The following is a 21,902-nucleotide window of genomic DNA, read 5'->3' on the forward strand; positions in this document are numbered from 1 at the left end:
CGGCATGCGCCTAACTGGGTCCACTCCCGATGACCGGGGAGCTGAGTGCCTCCACCAGGGCCTGGAGCGACAATCAGGACCGCTATGTGACAGACCACCCACACAACCTAGGGTTAGAACGGCCAGAAGCCATGAATGCCTTTATTCGGATATAGCGGGGAGACACGATCTCAGCTCTATTCACTTCCGCCTACTTGTTCGCAGTTCCAGTAATTGTTGTATCTGCACTGGGGATACCCGATAGCGCCTCGGGGATCGCCACGGCAGCGCTCCCCCCAGCATCGCCGGCTGCCAGCAGACTATTGCATTGCCCGTGCATTGCCCGGAACACCTTTGATCCGCGGCGCGGTCGTGCTTCTCAGACACCAAAACGAGCGGCACACAGAACGCGCAGCACCCGCTTGATCACCCCTTCAGGCTGAGGCTTACCTAAGACGAGTGCGACAGACACACCATCAGCGCCGATTGATCGGAGCACCTCAATGCATGAGAATGACTACCATGAACACTATTGCCTTTCGCTTGAACCGGTCTGTTGCCGTCTTGGGCGCCACCGCACTGGCGCTATCCCTGGCCGCTTGCGGTAGCTCTAAGACCTCCGGCACTGCCGCCAAGGACGGTCTGAGCGTCTCTGTCTCCTTCTACCCGGTGCAGTACCTGGTTGAGTCGATCGGCGGCTCCCATGTGAAAGTCACTTCCGTTACCCCAGCAAACACGGAGCCTCACGACTACGAGCTTTCCCCCAACGACGTCGCCAATCTAGGCAAGGCCGACGTCATCACCTACGTCAAGGGCTTTCAGACCTCCCTCGATGAGGCCGTGGAGAAGGTTTCCGGCCCCACCGTGGTCGAGCTTTCCAGCAACGTCGAACTGGTCCACCACGAAGGCATCGGCGGGCATCACCACCATGGCAAGGGGGGCGACGAGCACAAGCACGAGGCCGAGTCTGGCCAGGCCACTGATCCGCACTTCTGGCTAGACCCGCAGCGCATGATCGCCGCCTCCAAAGCCATCGAAGTAGCCCTAGCCAAGGCCGACCCCCAGCACGCCTCCGACTATGAGGCCAACCTCAAGACCTTGACAGACAAGCTCACCACTATCGACCAGAGCTACACCACCAGCCTGGGCACCTGCGAGCGCAAGACCATCGTGACTTCCCACAACGCCTTCGGTTACCTCGCAGACCGCTACGGCCTGTCCAGCACCGCCATCACCGGTGTGGACCCGGAGTCCGAGCCCAGCCTGGCCGACCTGGCCAATGTCAAGAAGGTCGTCCAGGAGACTGGCACCACCACGATCTTCACCGAGGAGCTGCTCAACCCGAAGACTGCCGAGTTGGTGGCGCAGGAGACCGGCGCCACTACCGCCGTCCTCTCCCCCATGGAGTCCAAGCCCGAGGCTGGAGATTATGCCGCTGGCATGGAAGCCAACCTGTCCGCCCTCAAAACTGCTCTTTCCTGCAAGTGATGGCCGCACAAGACGCCCAGAAACGGGAGCCTCTCCCCGCCAGGCAGGTGTGGGCATGAGCCCAGCATCCCAGGAGACGCCGTCCAGTCCCACCGACCAGACGGCGTCTCCCGCTCCCCCAGTCCAAGTGACTGACGCCAGCATCATCCTGGGCTCAACCCTGATCCTCTCCGGCGTGAACCTACAGGTCGAAAGCCAGGAGTCAGTGGCCCTGTTGGGTGCCAACGGCTCAGGAAAATCCACCCTGGTGCGCGCCTGCCTGGGAATCGTGGCTCTCAGCGAGGGCCAGGCTCGGCTCTTTGGCGTAGACCTGAAGCACCGCTCACAAGTGCCTTGGGACCAGGTCGGATACGTGCCCCAGCGCATCGGCGCCAGTTCAGGAGTACCAGCGACTGCCCTAGAGGTCGTGCGCTCCGGACTGCTCGGCCCCCGCCGCCCACTGGCAGACCGGGGCCGCAAAGCCACCGCTCGCGCCATGGAGGCACTCGACGCCGTCGGCCTGGCGCACCGCGCCAAGGACCATGTGCAGGTCTTCTCCGGCGGGCAGTCCCAGCGGGTCCTCATTGCCAGGGCCCTGGTGCGCAGGCCTGAACTGCTGCTGCTGGACGAGCCCCTGGCGGGGATCGACCGCGCCTCCCGCGAGTCGCTGGCTCAGATCCTGGGAGACCTGCGCCGCCAGGGCCTGACACTCATCACCGTGCTGCACGAGATGGGCGAGCTGGCCCAGGTCGTGGACCGCGCCGTGCTGCTCGGCGAGGGACGGGTGCTCCTAGACGGTCCCGTAAGCGAGGTGGTAACCGCCCAGCACGAACAAGCGCTTGCCGATGCCCTGAACGGTCAGCACCCTCACGAAAGCCCATCCCCTGTGCCGCACCACGCCCCCACCTTGTCCACCCAGACCCGTAAACAGGAGAACTGAGCCATGAGCGCCGCAATTGCTGAGATGCTGTCCAGCCCGCTCATGCAGCGCGCCTTCATTGTGGCGATCCTGGTGGGCTTAACCGCCCCGATCGTAGGCACCTACCTGGTACAGCGTGGCCTGGCCCTGCTGGGAGACGGCATTGGGCACATCGCCCTGACCGGCGTGGCCCTGGGCTGGCTGGCAGGCAGCGCCGCCAATATCAGCCCACGTGACGCCCTAGCCCTGCCCGCAGCCATACTGGTCTCCGTCCTAGGGGCAGTGCTGATCGAGGTAATCCGGGCGCGCGGTCGCACCCGCGGAGACGTAGCCCTAGCCATCCTCTTCTACGGCGGCATCGCCGGCGGCGTCCTCCTAATCGGGCTTGCGGGCGGCACCACCACCAACCTAAACGCCTACCTCTTTGGGTCCATCTCCACCGTCTCCTCCGAAGACGTAGCTTTCACCGTTGGCCTGGCTGCCGTCATCCTGGTGGTGGGGCTGGGCCTGCGGGGCCCACTTTTCGCGCTGTCTCATGATGAAGAATTCGCCCGCTCTATCGGGCTTTCCACCGGCGCACTCAACATCCTGGTGGCGGTGGTGGCAGCGCTGACGGTCTCCGTATCCATGCGCGTAGTCGGTGCCCTGTTGGTCTCGGCGGTAATGATCGTGCCGGTGGCCATCGCGCAGCTGGTCACCCACTCCTTCACCCGCACCATGTACCTAGCCATGGGCATCGGCGTGCTCGTATGCATCATCGGCCTAGCGATCACCTACTTCGTGCGGGCTGCGCCTGGCGCCATGATCGTGGTGCTTTTGGTTGGCGGATACACCCTGGTAGCTCTCACCACGGCCGCGATTTCTGCGGCACGCAGCGCCCGCGCGAGCGAAAAATAAGACCTTCTAATGACCCCACACCAAAAACCAATGCCACGAGAACGCCCCCGGATGGCATGATGGCGCCTATGCCGCACTCGCACGACCACGCAGCCAAGAGCCACGAAGCCGCGTCGGCTCAGGCGCGACCGCGCACCACCCGCCAGCGCAGCGCCGTAGCCGATATCCTCTCCCGCACAGAAGAGTTCCGCTCCGCCCAGCAAATCCACGCGGCACTGTCTGAAGAAGGCACCAAGGTGGGGCTAGCCACCGTCTACCGCACCCTCGCGGGCATGGCCGAGGTTGGCGAAGTAGACCAGGTTCGCAACACGGACGGCGAGACGCTCTACCGGCGCTGTGAGGCCGCAACTCACCACCACCATGTGGTGTGCCATAACTGTGGGCGCACCGTGGAGGTCTCTGGCGGAGCACTAGAGGCCTGGATCGCTGAAATCAGCGCAGAGACCGGATACACCGGCTTGGAGCACACTGCAGAGTTCTTCGGTCTGTGCCCCGAATGCAGCGCCAAGGAGTCCTGATAGGCATCGCCCCGGTCCCTGCCGTCCCACCCGCTACCGCCAGCCGGCCCTTCCTGCTGGCAGTATGCCGCTACCCCGGCGCCATCGCCGACGACGAATTAGCCATGATCCGCGCCTCAGGCCCACTGCGCAACGACGAGTTAGAGGGCCTGGAACTGCTGGACCCAAGTGCCACCGAGCCCGAAGAGCTTGACCTCAGCAGCTACGCCGGGGTGCTCATTACGGGCTCCCCGCTAAGCCTGGCCGGCCATGCTGCCACCACCCCGGACCAGGAACGCCTCACCAGTCGGGCCCTGCGCCTGTGCCGCAGACTCGTACAAGAGGACATCCCCACACTGGGCTTGTGCTTTGGCCTGCAGGCAATTGTGCTGGCGCTTGGTGGCAGCTTGCGCGACGACGTCGGTGAAGAATTGCAGGCCCCAAGCTTTACCCTTACGGAAGCAGGGCGCCTTGACCCGCTCACCGGCGGGCTACCAGAGCGCTTCCGCGCCTACGTGGGGCACTCAGAGTCAGCGTCTGGCTTGCCCGGGGGTGGCGTGCTCTTAGTTCAAGGCGAGCGCTGCCCCATCCAGATGGCCCGCTGGGGCCAACGGGTCTACGGCACGCAGTTCCACCCGGAGATAACCACCGCCGGGATGCGTTTGCGCATTGAAGCTTACGGGGACACCTACTATGCGGAGCAGGAACGCGCCGCCGTGATTGAGCGCTGTGATGCCGCGGCTGTCACGGAGGCCAATAGCCTCGTGGCCCGCTTCATTCAGCTGTGCCGGCAGGACTCATCGACGACTTGGGGTGCGCAGGATGCTTGAATTTGCGGCCTCCAGCCGGGCCAGCATCGGCGTGGAATGGGAATTGCAGCTGGTCTCTCCTACTACTGGTGAGCTACTGCCGGTGGCCCCCGCAGTGCTGCAGGAGCTTGAGTGGCGCGGCGGCAGCCGGGGGCTGGTGCACCCGGAGATGCACCAGTGCATGCTGGAATTGGTATCACGGCCCCGCCGACGGGTAGCTGAGTGCCTAGCTGATCTGGCTGAAGGCTTTGAACTGCTGGCGCCGCTGCTGGAGGCGCAGGGCGCAGCGGCCACCAGCGCGGGAGTGCACCCCTTTGCTGATCCGCTTGAACAGGCGGTCACCGAATGTGAGCGTTACGGAGAGCTGGTTGAACGCACTCAGGACTGGGGACGCCAGATGTTGATCTTCGGCACGCATGTGCATGTGGGGATTGACGACGCTACCCGGGTGATTCCTGTGCTGAACCACCTGTGCAGCTATATCGGACACCTCCAGGCACTGGCTGCGGCGTCACCTTCCTGGGCCGGGCGGGACACGGGTTACGCGGATAACCGCGCCATGATGTTCCAACAGCTGCCTACTGCTGGGCTGCCGGAACCGGTGGACTCCTGGGGCGAGCTGGAACAGATGTTGGCGGACCTGGTGCGTGCCGGTGCGCTGCGTGAGTTTAATGAACTGCGTTGGGATGTGCGCCCTTCCCCCCGTCTGGGCACTATTGAGATCCGTGCCTGCGATGCCTCCTCAAACCTGCTAGAGGTGGGGGCAGTGGCGGCCCTTACGCACTGTCTAGTTGAGGAGGCGCTGCGCCTGCTGGACGCGGGCGAGTCCTTGCGCAGATTCCCGCACTGGTTGCTGGCGGCCAATAAGTGGCGGTCTGCCCGCTATGGCCTAGAGGCTTTGCTGGTGGAGCGGCGTGATGCGGATCCGGTGCCGGTGCGCGAGTCCTTGACGCAGCTGGTGCGTCGTCTGGAGCCGGTGGCGGCGGACCTGGGCTGCGTTGAGGAACTGGCAGGTGTGCTGCAGGTGCTGGAGCTGGGCTCAGGTGCACACAGGCAGCGGTCAGTCGCTACACAAGGTGGCACTGCCAGGGTGGTGCAGCTGCTGCTGGCTGAGACCCGTGCGGGTCACCCCTTACCGGTTACCTGATCGACGGCGCCGCCAAAGCGCCGCTCCCGGTTGGCGTATGCGCCGCAGGCCTTCCACAGCTCCCGGCGGTCAAAGTCGGGCCAGGCTAGGTCTGAGAAGTAGAACTCGGCGTAAGCAGACTCCCACATGAGGAAGTTGCTGCTGCGCTGCTCCCCGCCGGTGCGAATAAACAGGTCCACATCGCGCATATTGGGGGCGTACAGGTAGCGGGAGATTGTGGCCTCGTTGACGGCTGAGGCCTTCAAGCGTCCGGCGGCGACGTCGGCGGCGATGGCGCGTGTGGCATCGGCAATCTCCGCCCGGCCGCCATAGTTAATGCACATATTCAGGGTCATGCGGGTGTTGCCTGCGGTGAGTTCCTCAGCGGCGCGCAACTCAGACAAAACGGACTTCCACAGTCGGGGTGTGCGTCCCACCCAGCGCACGCGCACCCCCCAATCGTTGAGCTGGTCGCGTTGGCGGCGCAGGGTGGTGCGAGTAAAGCCCATGATGAAACGCACCTCAGCAGGTGACCGCTTCCAGTTCTCGGTGGAGAAGGCGTAGGCGCTCAGCTCCTTAACGCCGAGCTCAACAGCTCCAGCAGCCACATCCATAAGAGTGGCTTCCCCCACCTTGTGGCCCTCAGTCCTCGGTAGCCCCCGCCGGTTGGCCCAGCGGCCATTGCCGTCCATCACCACGGCCACATGCGCGGGCAGGGTCGCAGGGTCCAGGGCTGGCGGACGGGCACCAGAGGGATGCGACGGTGGGTCCTGGTAGACAGGTGCCGGGGCACCGGAGTGTAAGTCCATCTCAGGACCTTTCGACTAGGGCTAAGGAGCGCAGGCGGCGCTCCAGATGCCAGGTTAGGTAGGCGGAGACCAGGCTAGATGCTTGGGAGCGGGCACGGATGCTAGAGACATCGGCCACCGCCCAGTCACCGGAGAGCAAGGCCCCCAGCAAAACCATGCTTTCGGGCTCCACCTCAACGCTGCCTGCGGGCCGACAGGCAGCACAAACGGCCCCACCGACCTGCACCTGGAAACTCGTATGAGGGCCGGGGGCGCCACAGCGCGCACAGTCAAAGCAAGAAGGTGCCCAACCAGCCAGAGCTAGCGCGCGCAGCAAGTAGGAATCCAACACGAGTCCTGGGGCGTGACGGCGTCGGGCCAAAGCATGCAGGGCCCCGTAGAGGAGCAGGAACTGCTGCGAGGTGTCGGCGGTGTCTAAGTCAGCGTCGTCCTCGGTGAGGCGTTCGGCGGTCTCCACCATGGTGGAGGCACAGGTGAAGGCGCTGTAATCGGAGGTCAGGGCGCGGGCAAAGGGCGTGATGGTCTCCACCTGGGTGACCACGTCCAAACTGCGCCCCCGGTGAAGTTGCACATCCACCATGGTGAAGGGCTCCAGGCGCGCACCAAAGCGAGAAGTCGTGCGACGCACCCCTTTGGCGACGGCGCGGACCTGCCCGTGGGCGCGGGTCAGCAGCACTATGATGCGGTCGGCCTCACCAAGTTTGTAGGTGCGCAGCACCACCGCCTCGTCACGGTAGAGGGGAATGGGCACGGGCCGATCCTCTCACCTACGCCGGGCGGCCAGCAGCCTGACGCGCGGGGTGTACTGGCCGCTGACCGCCCAGGTCCAGCAGGCATATGCCCTGGCTCAGCGCAGGGCGCGGTTGACGGCTGAGATTACCGCTTTGAAAGAGGCCGTGGTGATGGAGGGATCGATGCCCACGCCCCACAGGATCTGCCCGCCGACTTCACATTCCACGTAGGCAGCCGCGCGGGCGTCCCGGCCGGTGCTCAGGGCGTGCTCTGCGTAGTCCAGCACGCGCAGGCTTAAGCCCAGGGTCTCCAAGGCGGTGACAAAGGCGTCAAGTGGACCAGAGCCTAAGGCGGTGAGGAGCTTCTTCTCGCCGTTATCGGTCAAAGTAACGGTGAGCACTGATTCTTCGCCGTCGCCTGCGGAAGTGAGGGTAGCTCCCTTGAGGGCAAAGCGCCCCCAGGTCCCCAGCCCAGCCTCCGGCGCGGCCTTGGCGGGCAAGTACTCGTCCGTGAAGATGGTCCACAGCTGGTCTGCTGCAACCTCCCCGCCGTAGGTGTCTGTGTGGCGCTGGATAATGCGGGAGAACTCGATTTGCAGGCGGCGCGGCAGGTCCAGGTTGTGGGACTGCTTGAGCAGGTAGGAGACCCCGCCTTTGCCGGACTGGGAGTTGACGCGCACCACGGCCTCGTAGGAGCGGCCAACGTCATGCGGGTCGATGGGCAGATAGGGCATCTGCCAAGGCACGGCTAACTCTGCAGCAGCGGCGTCCAGACCCTGCGCCTTCTTAGCTTCTACGGCGGCAGCGCGGGCTACGAAGCCCTTCTTGATGGCGTCCTGGTGGGAGCCGGAAAAGGAGGTGTAGACGAGTTCGCCGGAGTAGGGGGTGCGTGGGGGCACATCCATCTGGGTGGCCCGCTCCACCACGCGGCGCAACTCATCTAGGTCGGACAGGTCTAGCATCGGGTCCACGCCCTGGCTCATGAGGTTTAGTGCCAGAGTCACCAGGTCCACATTGCCTGTGCGTTCACCGTGCCCAAAGAGGCAGCCTTCCACGCGGTCTCCACCGGCCAGCAGTCCCAGCTCGGCGGCGGCCACACCGGAACCCCGGTCATTGTGGTTGTGCAGGGATAGGCAGACGTGCTCGCGGTGTGAGAGGTTGCGGCTCATCCATTCGATCTGGTCGGCGTAAACATTGGGGGTAGCGCGCTCCACGGTGGCGGGTAGGTTCAAAATGATCTCGCGGCCTGCCTCGGGCTGCCAGGCAGCCATAACCGCCTCGCAGACCTCTAGGGCGTACTCCCGCTCCGTATCCACGAAGATCTCCGGGGAGTACTCGTAGCCGAAGATCGTGTCATCCCCCAGGATCTTTTCCGCGCGGGCCATGACCATGCGGGTGCCGTCGGCGGCCAGGTCACGGATCTGGGCTTGATCCATGCGGAAGACCACGTCCCGGAACAGCGGAGACAGGGCGTTGTACAGGTGCACGGTGGCGCGGTGGGCGCCCACCAGGGCATCCATGGTGCGGTCGATCAGGTCCTCACGGGACTGGGTGAGCACGGAGATAGTGACGTCCTCGGGGATGGCCCCGTCGTCGATTAGGGAGCGCACAAAGTCGTAGTCGGTCTGGGAGGCGGCGGGAAAGCCAACCTCGATCTCCTTGAAGCCGATGCGCACTAGTAGGTCAAAGATGGCCCGCTTGGCAGCGGCATCCATGGGCTCAATCAGGGACTGGTTGCCATCGCGCAGGTCGGTGGACAGCCAACGGGGTGCCTTGCTGAGGTGCTTGTTGGGCCAAGTGCGGTCGGGCAGGTCGGTGGTGACGGTATCCCGGAAAGGCCGGTATTTGGCAAAGGGCATGCCTGAGGGCTGCTGGGGGGCGGGGAGGGCGGTACGCATAGGGTTCTCCTGTGGCTGCTGACTTTGGCTCCAGGCCCGCTGTGGCAGCTATGCCGCAGGACGGGCCGGGTGTGGCCGGCACGACGAGTCAGCCGCGGTCGGGGTGCCAGCCTGTCAGGCCCCGCCGCGGCGACTAAGCAGCAGGCTCGCCGTCGCTCGCATAACAGTGACCGTATCGTGAATCACGACGTCGTGTCAGGTGGTTCGCAGTGTGGACGGATAGCTAGCTGCCAGCACTACCTGCCTGAGGCGCTCAGAAGACGGCGACGCCGTAGCGATGGCTGCGCACGCAGATGGTCTGCTCGCGCAGCAAGAAGGCGAGTTCACTGTGTGGGCAGGCGGTGACCGCGCCAGCGTGGACAGTTAGCTCAGCTTCGGCACCAAGGACCCGCCAGACCTGGTCCCAACGGGCTCGGGGACTCTCATCACGCGGCCCAAGCACGCGCACTCGGGGGCTCGGAACACTGACACTGCTGCGCCACTCTTGCAGACAATCCCCCAGGTTTGCAGGTCACCATGCTGGACCGTCACTGGCAATCCCGCTGCGGTCAGGGCTGCACGCAGTAATGGATGCAGCGAATCCTCTGCCACCAGTTCGATCGCGGTGCCCGCAAGGGCAGCGGCGCAGATAATTCGCACCAGGTCAGCCTCATTGGTGCCGCAAGAGGCACGCACCAGTGCTGGTCCCGCTGGCTGATAGCGCAGCACTGCCCGCTCACCGGCAGCAGTTGGCAGTGGCGCCTCGACGCCGTAGCGCTCGTCCCAGGCTTCAGCGTCAGCCGCCAGTGCCTCGTGTAGGAAGAGCGTGTCGTCGTGGCTGAGGCGGGAGCGGACGGCGTCGTAGATGCGCGAGACGCGCGTGTCCAGGCGCGAGCGCAGGCCCTCTCCCCCACCGCGGCGCTCGGGCTTGGTATCCGCCGGGATCACCTCGCCCAGACTCAACAGGTGGTTGGGGCCATCTGCCTTAGCCAACCCGCCGATCGCTGGCAGGCCGCCACCAAAAGGCTGTCTGCCGACGGTGGTGGCGGCCGCACTGCGGTTGATGTACAGGCTCGGGGCTTTGACCTCTTTAAGCCACAGCTCGTGTTCGGTCGGGTCCAGACTGTGCAGCACCGCCAGTGGCCCTGCCCCCGGCGCGTTGACGGCCGCAATCGCTTCAGCCAGGGTTTCCACTCGCATAACGCCTAGCACGGGGGCGCTGTGCTCTGAGAGGTGGAACTCGCTGCCAGCTTTGACCTGGGCGCGTACACCAGGCCGCCACAGGCCACCGCCTAGATCTTCTGGGCGCAAAACCCAGTGCTCACCTTCAGCGAGCTCAGTCAGGGCTGCCGGGAGCGGTTCCGCTGCAGTCAAGGGGCCGAGCTCAGTGCCGGGCTGTTCGGCTTTGCCTACCCACAGGGAGGCTGTCGCGTCCACCACGTCCTTGGCGATGCGTGGGTTGGAGCCAGCTTTGCCTACCAGTACCAGCAGGCTGGTGGCGCAGCCCGCCTGGCCCGCATGAGCAAAGGCCGAGGCGACGACGTCGCGCACCGCTCGGGCGGGGTCAGCGGAGGCGGTGACCACAAAGCTATTGCGCCCCCGCAGCCGAGCGCGCAGGTCCAGGTCCGGTTTCCAGGAACGCAGGAGCTTGGCGGTACGGGCCGAGCCAATCAGCAGCACGCGCTCTACGTGCCGGTTGGTCAGAACTGCGCGCGAGGCGGCGTCGTCGACGGCGGCGAGGGCTAGGACCTCCTGGGGCACTCCGGCGTCGTAGAAGGCTCGCAGTAGCTCTGCGGCGCAGCGGCGTGCCGCCGGAGAGGGTTTGAGGACGGCAGCGCCTCCAGCGGCTAGCACGCCCGCTACTTCCGCCGCCGGCACAGACAATGGCGAGTGGCTTGAGGTAGCGATTGCGGTCAGTGCCGCCATCTGGAACTGGCTCATGGGGCTGCAGGCGCCCTGTTCTAATTCCCGCGCCAACTGGGCCTGGTACCTGCACATGACGGTGGCCCGGTTCACCTCCCGCTCAGCCCAGCTGAGCACCATGCCGGTCTCGGAGGCCAGCACTTCCAGCAACTCAGCGCGGCGGGAATCGATGAGCATAGCCGCCTGCTCAAGGATTGCTGCGCGCTCCGGGGCAGGGCGGACCCGCCAAAATGGGGCGCTGCGCGCTAGGCCGCCAAGGAGCTTCTCGACGGCGCCGGGGGCCGCCAGCTCCGCCCGGTTTTTATCCACCTCCGCTACACCGCGCTCACTGCCGGAGGCGAGTTGACTGGCCTGCAGGACCTCGGGGCTGGGGGCCTCTGGGCGAATGGCGCCTGCGGGGGCGGACTGCGGCTTAGCCTCAAGGTCCAGCCCGGCTAGGTCTTCCAGCAGCCGGGCACCGTTGCGAGTGACGGCTTGCGGCAAACGGGTGGGGGCGGTGGAGCCGCCGAGGACCCCTTCGGGGGCAGCGTGGAGCCAACCAATGACATGTGGGACCAGGGTTTCGGGCTCACCGGGGACCGCAATCGGCTGGAGCCAGCCAAGGTCACCTAGGTCTAGGCGCAGAATCTCTGCCACGCCTGCGGGTGTCCCCGCCATAAGTTCTTGACGCGGCAGCAGTCCGGTTGGCAGGTTGCGTGAGGCAGCTAGTTCATGCACAAAGGCGGTGGCGGAGAGCGTGCCGGTTGCCAGTGACAGCAACAGCGCGCTGCTGCGTTGCTGGCTGAGCGCCCAATCCAATACCCGCAGTCCTTCGCGGCCCATGCACACGCGTGGCCGCGCACTGCTGAGGGTCTCAGCTTCCGCGTGGTCGTCATCTGCGGGATGGGGCTGCAACCCTTGGTTGGTGTCCCCAATCGTTGGCAGATCTAGCAGCAGGCGCAGGCGCAGCGGTTCTCCACCTGCTGCGGCCCGTTGGTCAGACCAGTCTGAAAGTCGCCGCAGGGCAGCCAAAGCGCCCGGCGCGGAGGCTGGCAGTGCTAGCCCAGCTGGGCAGGCTGAGAGTTCCTGTTGGTCAAGCGCCGCCATGAGGGCGTCTGCCACTAGGGCCACGTCGGCCTGTCCGGCCTCAAAACTGAGCCGCTTAGACAGCGTCTGGGCGTGGCGCAGCAGCGGGGTCAGCACACGATGGGCCTCAGCTTTGGCGCTAGTCATACCCCACTTGGCTGCGGGGCGAATGATGGCAGTCAGCGGCACCGTCAGGCATTCCATACCCTCCAGCTCAAGCAGGGAGCTAACTGCTTCCCGGCGGGTGGCGGCCTGTTTGCTACCTAGGGCGGCGCCAGCCAACAGCACTAAATCCGGCGTCTTACCTGCCCCACGAGCGCGAGCAAGGGCGCGCGGGGCATTGGCGGGATCCACGATGATGGAGTCGCCAATGAGCTCCTGGACTCCTCTGCGGGCCAGGATATGCGCGGTTTTGGGCGCAAAACGGGAGGTCATCTTCCCTAGGCCTAGGGCGCCTGCCAGTCGTGAGGATAAGACGTCTGGGCGCTGGCCGGACAGGCGGGACAGGGCTTTGGCGGAGGCTTCGGCGTCGTAGGCCCCAATTACCTGGTCAAGAAACCTGGTTGTGAAGATGAGGCCTTCTCGGTCGTCTAACAGCTCGGCCAGCAGCCGATAGGTACGGCGGCCAGGAAGCTTGGCGCATTCCTGCGCCCAGCCCTCCGCCAGCTTCAGAGCCCTCCCCGCGGCTTGCCACATCTCATCTGGGCAACGGTGCGCCGCCTCTGGGTGCGCTCGCGAAGCTGACTCGGTCTCTGGGTGCGGCATGGGGGCTCCTGGACGCTCGCTGCGGTATGAGCTAAGTCTGCCCGAGCCTGGCACGCAATGCAGTTATTTACCGGCACGTGCCGTGAGTTACTCGACTGGCATGGTGCGCCGGCTCAGGCGAGCATCGGCGAGCTCACGGCAGACCGAATGCTCGCTTAGAACCCCAGCTTGGCCAGGGCTTTAGGGTCAGACTGCCAGTCTTTAGCGGTGCGCACATGCAGATCTAGGTAGACCTTGCGGCCCAACAGTTCCTCAATGCCTTGGCGCGCACGCACGCCCACCTCCTTAAGACGGGCGCCCCCACGACCGATCACAATGGCTTTCTGGGAGTCGCGCTCCACATAGAGGCTGACGCGCACTTGCAGACGCTGCCCGGCGCCCTTGATATGCCCGGCGGTTTCCTTGTCGGCAGGGTCCACCAATTCGTCCACCACCACGGCCAGGGAGTGGGGCAGCTCATCGCGTACACCTTCTAGCGCAGCCTCGCGGACTAGCTCACCGATCATGACCTGTTGGGGCTCGTCGGTAATCTCCCCGGTGGGGTACAGCGGCGGTGAGGGTGGCAGATGCTTCATGAGCACTTCCTCAAGCACATCCACCTGCTTGCCGCGCTTGGCGGAGACGGGCACGATATCGGCCCAGTCCCCCAGGGCGTCTACAGCTAGCAGTTGCTTGGCTAGGGCCTCATGGGAGACGGTGTCCGCTTTGGTGACTACGGCAACCACGGGACGGCGTAGATCAGCTAGGTCGCGGGCAATGAAGCGGTCTCCGGGGCCAATTTTCTCGTTTGCGGGAATGCAGAAGGCGACCACGTCCACTTCGGTGAGGGTCTCGCGGACCAGGTCATTGAGGCGCTTGCCAAGAAGTGTCTTGGGGCGGTGCATGCCGGGGGTGTCCACCAGAACCAGTTGGGCGTTCTCTCGATGGATGATGCCGCGCACATTGTGGCGGGTGGTCTGAGGGCGGCCAGAGGTAATAGCTACCTTCTGCCCCACCATGGCATTGGTGAGTGTGGACTTGCCGGCATTGGGGCGTCCCACCAGGCAGGCAAATCCGGCCCGATACCCCTCGGGGATAGCCGGAACAATCACCTGGGCGCGGGTGGAGTCCCAGTCACCAGGCTCCCAGTCGTCGTCCTCAGTGTCAGCGAAGTTGTCCTCAGCGCCCGGCGTCTGCGAGCCGCTGGCAGGCATGGGGCCTTCGGGGATGATGGGGAAGCCGTCGGCGTCGAACTCCACCAGCGGGGCGCCAGTCTTGCTCGCTTCCGCGGCGACGGCGTCGGTTGCTTCGGGCTGGGGGGCAGTTTGTTTAGTCATTGTCCTCATCCTCTTGGTTCTGGGCGCGCGAGGCCAGCAGGCTCGCCACCTGGCGGCGCCTGCCGGTGCTCTCTTCTGCCTCCAAGCGCACCCCTTGGGTTACCCCCACGGCGCCAGGCAGAGGCACTCGCCCAATGGCTTTGGTGAGCAGCCCGCCTGCAGAGTCGACGTCGTCGTCCTCAATGTCTAGGTCAAAGAGTTCGCCTAGTTCATCAATGGGCAGGCGGCTGGGCACGCGGTAGACCCCGCCGCCCAGGTCCTCGACCTCAGGCAGGGCGCGGTCATGCTCGTCAGTGAGGTCACCGACGACTTCCTCAAGGAGGTCCTCCAGGGTGACCAGCCCGGCGGTGCCACCGTACTCGTCCACAGCCAGGGCGATATGCACCTGCCCGCTTTGCATCTCCCGCAGCAGGTCATCAGCCAGCTTCATCTCAGGGACGAAGGCGGCTTCACGCACAAAGGCGGACACGGGCAGGGCGGCATGCTCCGGGTGGGCCTCTAGACGCCGCAGCACGTCTTTGAGGTACAGGATGCCGCGCACGTCGTCGGCATCCTCCCCCACCACGGGGACGCGGGAGTAGCCGGAGCGGATGAACAGGCGCAGGGCACTGCGGGCGGGCTTGGTGGCGTCAATGGTGACCATATCGGTGCGCGGCACCATCACTTCGCGTACGAGGGTCTGCCCCAGTTCGACGACGCTGCGCAGCATCTCGCGGTCTTCGTCCTCAATGGAGTCGGCTTCACCGATCTCATCGATCATCTCGCGAAGGTCCTCGGTGACTTCCGCGCGCGCCTCGGCGTCAGTCAGGGTGGAGGCGTGGCCGTAGTGGGACTCCAGCCAACGCCAAGGGCGGCCGACGGCGTCGATCCGGCCTAGCAGCGGGGCCAGTACAAGAAGCGTGGCATCGGGGTTACGGCGGCCGATAGAGCGTGGCGACAGGCCCACCACCACCCCCAGGACGAGGGCGTTGAGGGCCAGCGCAAGCAGCAGAATCAGCCACCAGCTCTCCACGACGCCTGCCACCGCAAGCGTGAGGCAGACGGCGGCGCACATATCTATGGCCACACGCACTGAAGAGACGGCACCTAGTACCTCGCCGCGCCGCTCAGCCAGAGCGCGCACCTGCTGGGCGCCCCGCCGTCCCGCCTCCACCAGGTCGTCGGCGGCTGCCCGGGTGGTGCGCGACAGGGCGGCCTCCGCGGCAGAGAGCACGGCCCCCAGTCCCAGGGCCAGCAAGGCTAGGAAGACTAGGAGTGCGACGGGTGTGTTGGTCACGGTGTGGCGAGCCTCAGCGCTTGGCCAAGAAGGTCAATAGGAGGCGGCGTTGGAGGGCGAACATCTCCTTCTCGTCCTCGGGCTCCTGGTGGTCATAGCCGAGCAGGTGCAGGATGCCGTGGGTGGTTAGCAGCAGCATTTCCTCCACGGCGGAGTGCCCGGCAGCCAGGGCCTGCTGGGCGGCGACCTGCGGGCAAAGCACCACATCCCCCAGGGTTCCGGCGGGCGTCTCAGCCTCAGGTGTGCCTGGGCGCAGCTCGTCCATGGGGAAGCTCATGACGTCGGTGGGGCCCGGCAGGTCCAGCCAGCGCAGGTGGAGCTCGGCCATGGGCTCGGGCTCAATGAACAAGATATTGAGGTCCGCGCGGGGGTTGACGTGCATATTGGCCAGGACATGCTCGGCCAGGGCCACAAACTCGGTGGCGTCAATCTCCACCTGGGTCTCGTTGTTGACCTCGATGCTCATACGCGGTTCCTTCCTCTGAACTCCTGGGGGGTGCGGCCTGGGCGGTTGCCAATGCGGGCGGAGCTGCGATGGGAACGGCGGCCTGCTAGCTCACCGCGGCTGTCGGGCGCGCCGCTGGCACCGGCGGGCCCTGCCTGCAGTGAGGCTTGTGCGGCGTCGTATTCTGCGTAGGCATCAATGATGCGCCCCACCAGCCGGTGGCGGACCACATCCTCACTACTCAGCTGACAGAAACTAATGCCTTCCACCCCGTCCAGGATGCGGCGGACCACCAGCAGTCCGGAGGGGCGCCCACCGGGCAGGTCGATCTGGGAGACGTCCCCGGTGACCACCATTTTGGAGCCGAAGCCCAGACGAGTGAGGAACATTTTCATCTGCTCGGGGCTGGTGTTCTGGGCCTCGTCCAGGATGACGAAGGCGTCGTTGAGGGTGCGTCCGCGCATATAGGCCAGGGGCGCTACCTCAATGGTTCCGGCAGCCATGAGCTTAGGCAGGGCCTCGGGCTCAAGCATGTCGTGTAGGGCGTCGTAGAGGGGCCGTAGGTAGGGGTCGATCTTGTCTGTGAGAGTGCCGGGCAGGAAACCTAGGTTTTCTCCGGCCTCAACGGCGGGGCGGGTCAGGATAATGCGGGAAACTTGACGGCGTTCTAGAGCCGCCACGGCTTTGGCCATGGCCAGGTAGGTCTTGCCGGTTCCCGCAGGGCCGATGCCAAAGGTGATAGTGGAGGCCTCAATGGCGTCGACGTAGGCCTTTTGCCCGATTGACTTGGAACGGATGGACTTGCCGCGGCTGGTGAAGACATCTTCGCCAAAGACTTCAGTGGGGCGGGTGGCGGCGTCTAGGAGGCTGATGGCGCGTTCCACTGAGTCGGCGTTGAGGGGGGTGCCCGCGCGGGCGACGTCGACTAGTTCAGTGGCCAGTTGGATAACCATGTCCACGCGCTGGCTGGGGCCGGTGGCGGCCAGGGAATCGCCTCGCACATGGATATCCACGTCGGCAAAGCCACGCTCCATCGCCCGCAGGACCTCGTCGCGGGCCCCTAGGAAGGCAACGGGGGCCAGGTCCGGGGGCAACACGAGGGTGCGGGTCACGACTTCGGGCTGCCGTGTGGCATCGGCTGCGGTGCGGGGAGGATTCGTCATCGCTGCTGATCCTACTTAGTGCCCGCGCCTGCCCCGCTAGGCCGGTCGCATTTGCCGCCTAAATCCGGTCCGCCAGACGCCGTCGCAAATCGCTTAACTGCCCTTGTGACGGCGAATCCCGGCGGTATTTTCAGCGACTCTGACGCGGAACCGTTATGGCGGCTACCACTAGCACTGCCAATCCGAAGAGCGCGAGCCACAGCACATTGCGAGACACTTCCCAGGGCATGTCATTGGCTATGGCCAGGTGCGAAGCAGTGTCAGCGGCCCAGCTCATTGGCAGGTAGTTGCCTATAACTTCCAGGACACTGGGCAATCGCGGGCGCGGGACAAGCAGACCGCATAGGAAGATTTGTGGGGAGATCACCACCGGCATGAGTTGGACAGCCTGGAACTCCGACCGGGAGAAGGCGGAGGTGAACAGGCCCATGGCGACGCCAACGAAGGCGTCAAGCAGGCCCACGAGCACCAGCCAGGCCCAGGAACCGGCAAGCTCCACTCCTAGCATCCAAGCGCAGACGGCAGAAAGGACTAGGGATTGGACGCAGGCCGCCAGGGTGAAGGCTGTGCCATAGCCCAGCAGTAGGTCAGCACGGTGCAGGGGTGTAGTCCACAGGCGCTCGAGGGTGCCTGAGCGGCGTTCGCGGAGCATGGCCACGCTGGTTACTAGGAACATTACGAGCATGGGCAGCACGGCGACCATGGTGACGGCCACTCGGTTGAAGAGCAGCACTCCGTTTGGATAGTCCAGGTAGACGAAGTACAGCAGGCTTACCAGCAGGGATGGAACCACGATGATGAGTCCCACGGTTCGTCGGTCGGCAGCCAGCTGAGCGAGTATGCGCTGGGTCGTTGCCAGGTAGGTGCGGGGGCTCATCGGGCTTCCTCCGTCAACATCGTGCTGGGCTTGCCAGCTGGCTCCGTCCTTGCAGAGCTGTCAATGGCTGCGGTGCCGGTGGAGTCGGCGCGGATAACGGCCAGGAAGGCAGCATCCAGGGTGGCCTCCCCTGTGCCAGCGAGCAGTTCAGCTGCTGTTGTGGTGGCCAGCAGGCGGCCAGCGCGCATGAGCAGCACCCGGTCGCAGCGAAAGGCTTCGTCCATGACGTGGCTGGAGATCAGGAGCGTGGCGCCGGTATCGGCGATGGCCCGGAAGGCAAGCCACAGGTCTTCACGGGTAACTGGGTCCAGACCCACGGTGGGCTCATCGAGTACCAGTAGATCCGGGCCTGCCACAAGGGCGCAGGCCAGTGAGGCGCGGCTAGCCTCGCCGCCGGAGTAGGTGTGCAAGGGGCGGTCAGCTAAGGCGGATAGGCCCACAATTTTCAGGATCTCGTCCACGTCGCGGGCGCGGTTTCCGGCTAGGCGGGCAAAGTAGGCGAGGTTTTGCCGGGCGCTCAGGTCGGTGTAGATCGCCGCCCCCTGGGTGACATACCCGACGCGCCCACGCGTTGCTGGGACTCCGGGACGTTGGCCCAGCACCTCTACCTCGCCTTCGTAGCGCTGCACGCCAACGATGGTGCGCATGAGCGTGGTCTTGCCGCAGCCTGAGGGGCCCAGCAGGCCAGTGATGGAGCCCGTGGGCAGCTCCAAGTCAATGCCGTGCAGAATCTGGTTGCGGCGTCGGGTCACCCGCAAGGCGCGGACTTTGACGGCGTGCGTCCCATCCTGCACTTGCGGCGCTGCCGCGAGACTGTCGGCTCGCGCGAGCGAGGGCGCCGCGTGTCGGCTGTGAGGCTCGGCCTGGTGGGTGACTTCACCCCCAGCAGCATTTTTCATCATGTGATGAATATACCGCTGAGACGCAGCTCACGCAAGAGCAACAGCCTCACTCAGCAGCGCCTACCTCCACATCAGCCTGCCCACCGATTTCCCCCGTCATATACCGCTGAATCGTGGGACCAACCGCCGCCACCAACACCTCCGCAGAAGCACCGGCGACGGCGTCGAGCTTGGCCACCCAACGCGCCAGACCAAGCCCAATGAGCTGACTGACCACCAAATGCGCACGCAATTGCGCCCGGTCGGGGGCCACGCGCGCCACCACTGGCATCACCAGGGCACCAACAATCAAGGTGCGCACCCGCGCCAGCACCACCGAATTTCCCAAGGCTGCCCGAATCACCGCGGCAAAGCGATCAGCCCCCAGTTTGTCCCACTGGGTAATGAACAGGCGCACCAACTCCGCTCCGCGTTGCTCGGGCGGCAGCTTATCCAGGCCTGCCAGGAGCGAGGGATCCATCCCCTCCCCCAGGGCAGAGCCCAATACAGACTCCACAAAGAGCTTGGCGCGCTCCGGGAAATAGTGGTGCACCAAAGCCGGATCTACACCAGCATCTCGCGCCACACCCCGCAGGGAGGTGTCATAGCCATCGCGTCCGAAAGCCTTTCGGGCAGCTACCAATATGGCCTCGCGCGCATCCGGACTCCCTGCACGACGGCGCCCACGCGGGCTCACAGTGCCTCATCCATCGACATGCCCCCAGTATCGCGCCCTGGAAGGCAATAGTTCACGCTCGCACAGCGGCACAGAGCTAGGTCCCGGGCGCATCCGGATTGCACACCCATCCGATCGGAGGATATTGCGACACCCTAACGAGTCCTTACAATCTGGTTGCAGTTACGCATTCCGGTGGTTAGTTTCCCCAGATTCACCATCCGGCTCACGCACCCACGAGAGGCTTAGCGATGACGACTGTGGCACCTCCAGGCCCTAACCGCATCCGGCTGCGAGACGCCGCAGACGGCAGCTTTACAACCTGCTTCTTTGATGTTGAAGCCTTCAACCAGGAGGTTATTCAGTCGCTGGGGCATGAGCCAAACGGATACTTCTGGGAGGGCGTGGTGCGCTGGCTGATAGATCACGGCGAGTTGCCAGACGTCCAAACCGACCCCGAGGGCACCATGTTCTACGCCTACGGAGATCGCGCCGACGCCGAGGAGCTAGCCACCCGCCTAATGCGTTACCTGACCGACAGTGAGGCAATCACTCGGCTCGTAACACAGGCCGACGCCGTCGGCTTCGATTTTGACGACGACCAGCGGTAACCGCTCAGGGCCCCACCACTGACGCTGACGGCGCGGCCTACGCAGGCGCCGCTAACGGTCAGCCCCACAACCCGGCTCGCTGCGCTAGCACCGCAAGCGCTGCCGGCCCCGCCGAGGCCGTGCGCATCACATGCGGTCCCAGCCGCACCGTGACCGCCCCAGCCGTCTCCAAGGCGGCGGTCTCTGCGGCGCTAATCCCACCCTCAGGCCCAACGACCACTGCCAACACCGGCGACGCCGCCCCACCGGGCTGCGGAGGCGCGGCAGGCAGGACTGGCAAGGGGGCGCTGCTAATGGGCGCCGTGGCCTCCTCGTGCAGCACCAACACCACTCCCCCGGCCTGGACTACTTCAGCCACCCAGCTGCACAGCTGCTTGGTGTTGTGCGGCTCCTCCACTGTTGGCACCCAGGCGCGGCGAGCCTGCTTGGCGGCCTCCTGCACGGTGCTGCGCCAGCGCTCCCGCCCTTTGGCGGCCTTAAGCCCTTTCCATACGGAAACACAACGTTCAGCTTGCCAAGGCAGGACTAGGTCCACACCAACTTCCGTGGCGGTCTCTACGGCCTGCTCGTCACGGTCACCTTTGGCTAAGGCCTGAACCAGCGTCAAGCGCAAGGCGGTGGGCGCTTCCTCCACCCGCTCCACCACGCGCACACCCAGCTGGTCCTTGCGTCCCTGAACGCCTGCTTCCTCTACCTCACAGATCAGACGCAGGCCTGCGCCGTCCACCAGGTCGACTCGTTCACCTGCGCGCAGGCGCCGCACGGTGACGGCGTGGCGAGCCTCAGCGCCAGTGAGGGTGAGCCGGGCACCGCGGCTTGCGGAGACGCCAGCCCCGGCAGGTTCAAGGGTCTGGGGGGTCAAAATGAACACGGGAGCGGTCACCAGCCCAGGCTACCGGTGGGCCACCCTTATTGAGCCCAGCGGGCCTACGCCGTCGCCTAGCATCTGAGCACCGCAGCTCTTGGCCGACGCCAGTGCTAGCGTCACGTCATGACCTTCCTGAATCCTGCAGCTGCTTCAGCACAGTCTCCGCTGCCCCCGGTCGCCAGTGTGGAGGAGGTGCGTGCCCGTCTCGCGGCGGTGCAGGCGCGAGTGGCTGCGGCAGCCACTGCGGCTGGGCGGGAGCCGAGTGAGATTGCGGTGCTGCCGGTGACCAAGACGGTGCCTGAGGCCACCTTGCGCTTGGCTGCAGCTGCCGGGGTCACCCGCATGGCGGAGAACAAGGTGCAGGAGGCTCGGGCCAAGGCTGAGGCCATGGCGGATCTAGTTATCACCTGGTCCCTGATTGGCCATCTCCAGACCAATAAGGCGCGCGAGGTGGCCACTTTTGCTTCCGAGCTGCAGTCCTTGGATTCCTTGCGTTTGGCGGAGGCACTGGATCGGCGTCTGCAGGCGGCCGGGCGAAGCCTGGAGGTTTATGTGCAGGTGAATACCTCTGCTGAGCAGTCAAAGTCTGGCCTTGCCCCCACGGAGGTGCCAAGCTTCCTGAAAGCCTTAGCTGCTTATGCCTCCCTGCGCGTGGTGGGCCTGATGACGATTGCTGCGAACACTGAGGCTGATGCCCGCGTCCGCGCCTGCTTCCGCCTGCTGCGGGAGCTGCGCGACCAGGCGCTGGATGCTGGCACTGTGGGTGCAGGACGCTTGTCCATGGGTATGAGCGGTGACCTAGAGGCAGCTGTGGCTGAAGGCTCAACCTGTGTCCGGGTGGGACAGGCGATCTTCGGCGCACGCCGCTACCCGCAGGCCCACTAGCAGCGGGCTGCTATGCGGGCTGGCTTAGCGCCGCCCGTGC

At 65.2% G+C, this 21,902-nt stretch carries 20 protein-coding genes; 8 read left to right on the forward strand and 12 right to left on the reverse strand.

Going from position 1 to position 21,902, the window contains the following annotated elements:
* Nucleotides 1-501 precede the first annotated feature (501 nt).
* From DR039_RS00655 to DR039_RS00680, 6 genes are all read left to right on the forward strand, one after another.
* Nucleotides 502-1,467, forward strand: a complete 966-nt coding sequence (locus tag DR039_RS00655; protein WP_111835484.1) for a metal ABC transporter substrate-binding protein — start codon at nt 502-504, stop codon at nt 1,465-1,467.
* Between the two features lie 55 nt (nt 1,468-1,522).
* Nucleotides 1,523-2,386, forward strand: a complete 864-nt coding sequence (locus DR039_RS00660; RefSeq protein ID WP_111835485.1) for a metal ABC transporter ATP-binding protein — start codon at nt 1,523-1,525, stop codon at nt 2,384-2,386.
* Nucleotides 2,387-2,389: 3 nt separating this feature from the next.
* A complete protein-coding gene (locus DR039_RS00665) occupies nt 2,390-3,262 on the forward strand; it encodes a metal ABC transporter permease (RefSeq protein ID WP_111835486.1) in 873 nt (290 codons plus the stop codon).
* A gap of 68 nt (nt 3,263-3,330) precedes the next feature.
* Nucleotides 3,331-3,780 carry a Fur family transcriptional regulator gene (locus DR039_RS00670; RefSeq protein ID WP_111835487.1) on the forward strand — a complete coding sequence of 150 codons (450 nt, stop codon included), beginning with the start codon at nt 3,331-3,333 and terminating at the stop codon, nt 3,778-3,780.
* Nucleotides 3,759-4,589 carry a glutamine amidotransferase-related protein gene (locus tag DR039_RS00675; RefSeq protein WP_111835488.1) on the forward strand — a complete coding sequence of 277 codons (831 nt, stop codon included), beginning with the start codon at nt 3,759-3,761 and terminating at the stop codon, nt 4,587-4,589. The genes DR039_RS00670 and DR039_RS00675 overlap by 22 nt, the downstream gene beginning before the upstream one ends.
* A complete protein-coding gene (locus DR039_RS00680; RefSeq protein WP_172458336.1) occupies nt 4,582-5,715 on the forward strand; it encodes a carboxylate-amine ligase in 1,134 nt (377 codons plus the stop codon). The genes DR039_RS00675 and DR039_RS00680 overlap by 8 nt, the downstream gene beginning before the upstream one ends.
* On the opposite strand, the gene DR039_RS00685 is transcribed toward DR039_RS00680, so the two are convergent.
* The 11 genes from DR039_RS00685 to DR039_RS00735 form a co-directional block, all read right to left on the reverse strand.
* A complete protein-coding gene (locus tag DR039_RS00685) occupies nt 5,694-6,503 on the reverse strand; it encodes an isoprenyl transferase (protein WP_111835490.1) in 810 nt (269 codons plus the stop codon). The two genes, DR039_RS00680 and DR039_RS00685, sit on opposite strands and share 22 nt — an antisense overlap.
* Before the next feature lies 1 nt (nt 6,504).
* Nucleotides 6,505-7,254, reverse strand: coding sequence for a DNA repair protein RecO (gene recO / locus DR039_RS00690; protein WP_111835491.1), 750 nt, complete (start codon nt 7,252-7,254; stop codon nt 6,505-6,507).
* Between the two features lie 96 nt (nt 7,255-7,350).
* On the reverse strand, nt 7,351-9,132 hold the full coding sequence (leuA, locus tag DR039_RS00695) for a 2-isopropylmalate synthase (protein ID WP_111835492.1): 1,782 nt from the start codon (nt 9,130-9,132) through the stop codon (nt 7,351-7,353).
* Between the two features lie 363 nt (nt 9,133-9,495).
* Nucleotides 9,496-12,864 (reverse strand): aldehyde dehydrogenase family protein, encoded by a 3,369-nt coding sequence (locus tag DR039_RS00700; protein ID WP_111835493.1) that lies wholly within the window; start codon nt 12,862-12,864, stop codon nt 9,496-9,498.
* A gap of 155 nt (nt 12,865-13,019) precedes the next feature.
* On the reverse strand, nt 13,020-14,189 hold the full coding sequence (gene era / locus DR039_RS00705) for a GTPase Era (RefSeq protein ID WP_407641256.1): 1,170 nt from the start codon (nt 14,187-14,189) through the stop codon (nt 13,020-13,022).
* Complete coding sequence (locus DR039_RS00710; RefSeq protein WP_111835494.1) at nt 14,173-15,456, reverse strand: hemolysin family protein; 1,284 nt, start codon at nt 15,454-15,456, stop codon at nt 14,173-14,175. Before DR039_RS00710 ends, era begins: the two co-directional genes overlap by 17 nt.
* 13 nt (nt 15,457-15,469) lie before the next feature.
* Nucleotides 15,470-15,922, reverse strand: coding sequence for an rRNA maturation RNase YbeY (ybeY, locus tag DR039_RS00715; protein WP_111835495.1), 453 nt, complete (start codon nt 15,920-15,922; stop codon nt 15,470-15,472).
* Nucleotides 15,919-17,064 carry a PhoH family protein gene (locus DR039_RS00720; RefSeq protein ID WP_172458337.1) on the reverse strand — a complete coding sequence of 382 codons (1,146 nt, stop codon included), beginning with the start codon at nt 17,062-17,064 and terminating at the stop codon, nt 15,919-15,921. The genes ybeY and DR039_RS00720 overlap by 4 nt, the downstream gene beginning before the upstream one ends.
* A gap of 130 nt (nt 17,065-17,194) precedes the next feature.
* A complete protein-coding gene (locus DR039_RS00725; RefSeq protein ID WP_111835496.1) occupies nt 17,195-17,941 on the reverse strand; it encodes an ABC transporter permease in 747 nt (248 codons plus the stop codon).
* Nucleotides 17,938-18,843: an ABC transporter ATP-binding protein gene (locus tag DR039_RS00730; protein ID WP_229116720.1), complete on the reverse strand. Its 906-nt coding sequence runs from the start codon at nt 18,841-18,843 to the stop codon at nt 17,938-17,940. The genes DR039_RS00725 and DR039_RS00730 overlap by 4 nt, the downstream gene beginning before the upstream one ends.
* Nucleotides 18,844-18,889: 46 nt before the next feature.
* Nucleotides 18,890-19,519, reverse strand: a complete 630-nt coding sequence (locus DR039_RS00735) for a TetR/AcrR family transcriptional regulator (protein WP_111835498.1) — start codon at nt 19,517-19,519, stop codon at nt 18,890-18,892.
* A 230-nt stretch (nt 19,520-19,749) separates the two neighbouring features.
* Between DR039_RS00735 and DR039_RS00740 the strand changes: the two genes are divergently transcribed.
* Nucleotides 19,750-20,109 carry an Imm51 family immunity protein gene (locus DR039_RS00740; RefSeq protein ID WP_111835499.1) on the forward strand — a complete coding sequence of 120 codons (360 nt, stop codon included), beginning with the start codon at nt 19,750-19,752 and terminating at the stop codon, nt 20,107-20,109.
* A gap of 58 nt (nt 20,110-20,167) precedes the next feature.
* On the opposite strand, the gene DR039_RS00745 is transcribed toward DR039_RS00740, so the two are convergent.
* Nucleotides 20,168-20,992: a 16S rRNA (uracil(1498)-N(3))-methyltransferase gene (locus DR039_RS00745; protein ID WP_111835500.1), complete on the reverse strand. Its 825-nt coding sequence runs from the start codon at nt 20,990-20,992 to the stop codon at nt 20,168-20,170.
* Between the two features lie 108 nt (nt 20,993-21,100).
* On the opposite strand from DR039_RS00745, the gene DR039_RS00750 reads away from it, so the two are divergent.
* A complete protein-coding gene (locus DR039_RS00750) occupies nt 21,101-21,862 on the forward strand; it encodes a YggS family pyridoxal phosphate-dependent enzyme (protein ID WP_111835501.1) in 762 nt (253 codons plus the stop codon).
* Nucleotides 21,863-21,902: the final 40 nt, after the last annotated feature.

The organism is Actinomyces bovis (assembly GCF_900444995.1).
GTDB classification, from domain to species: Bacteria; Actinomycetota; Actinomycetes; order Actinomycetales; family Actinomycetaceae; genus Actinomyces; species Actinomyces bovis.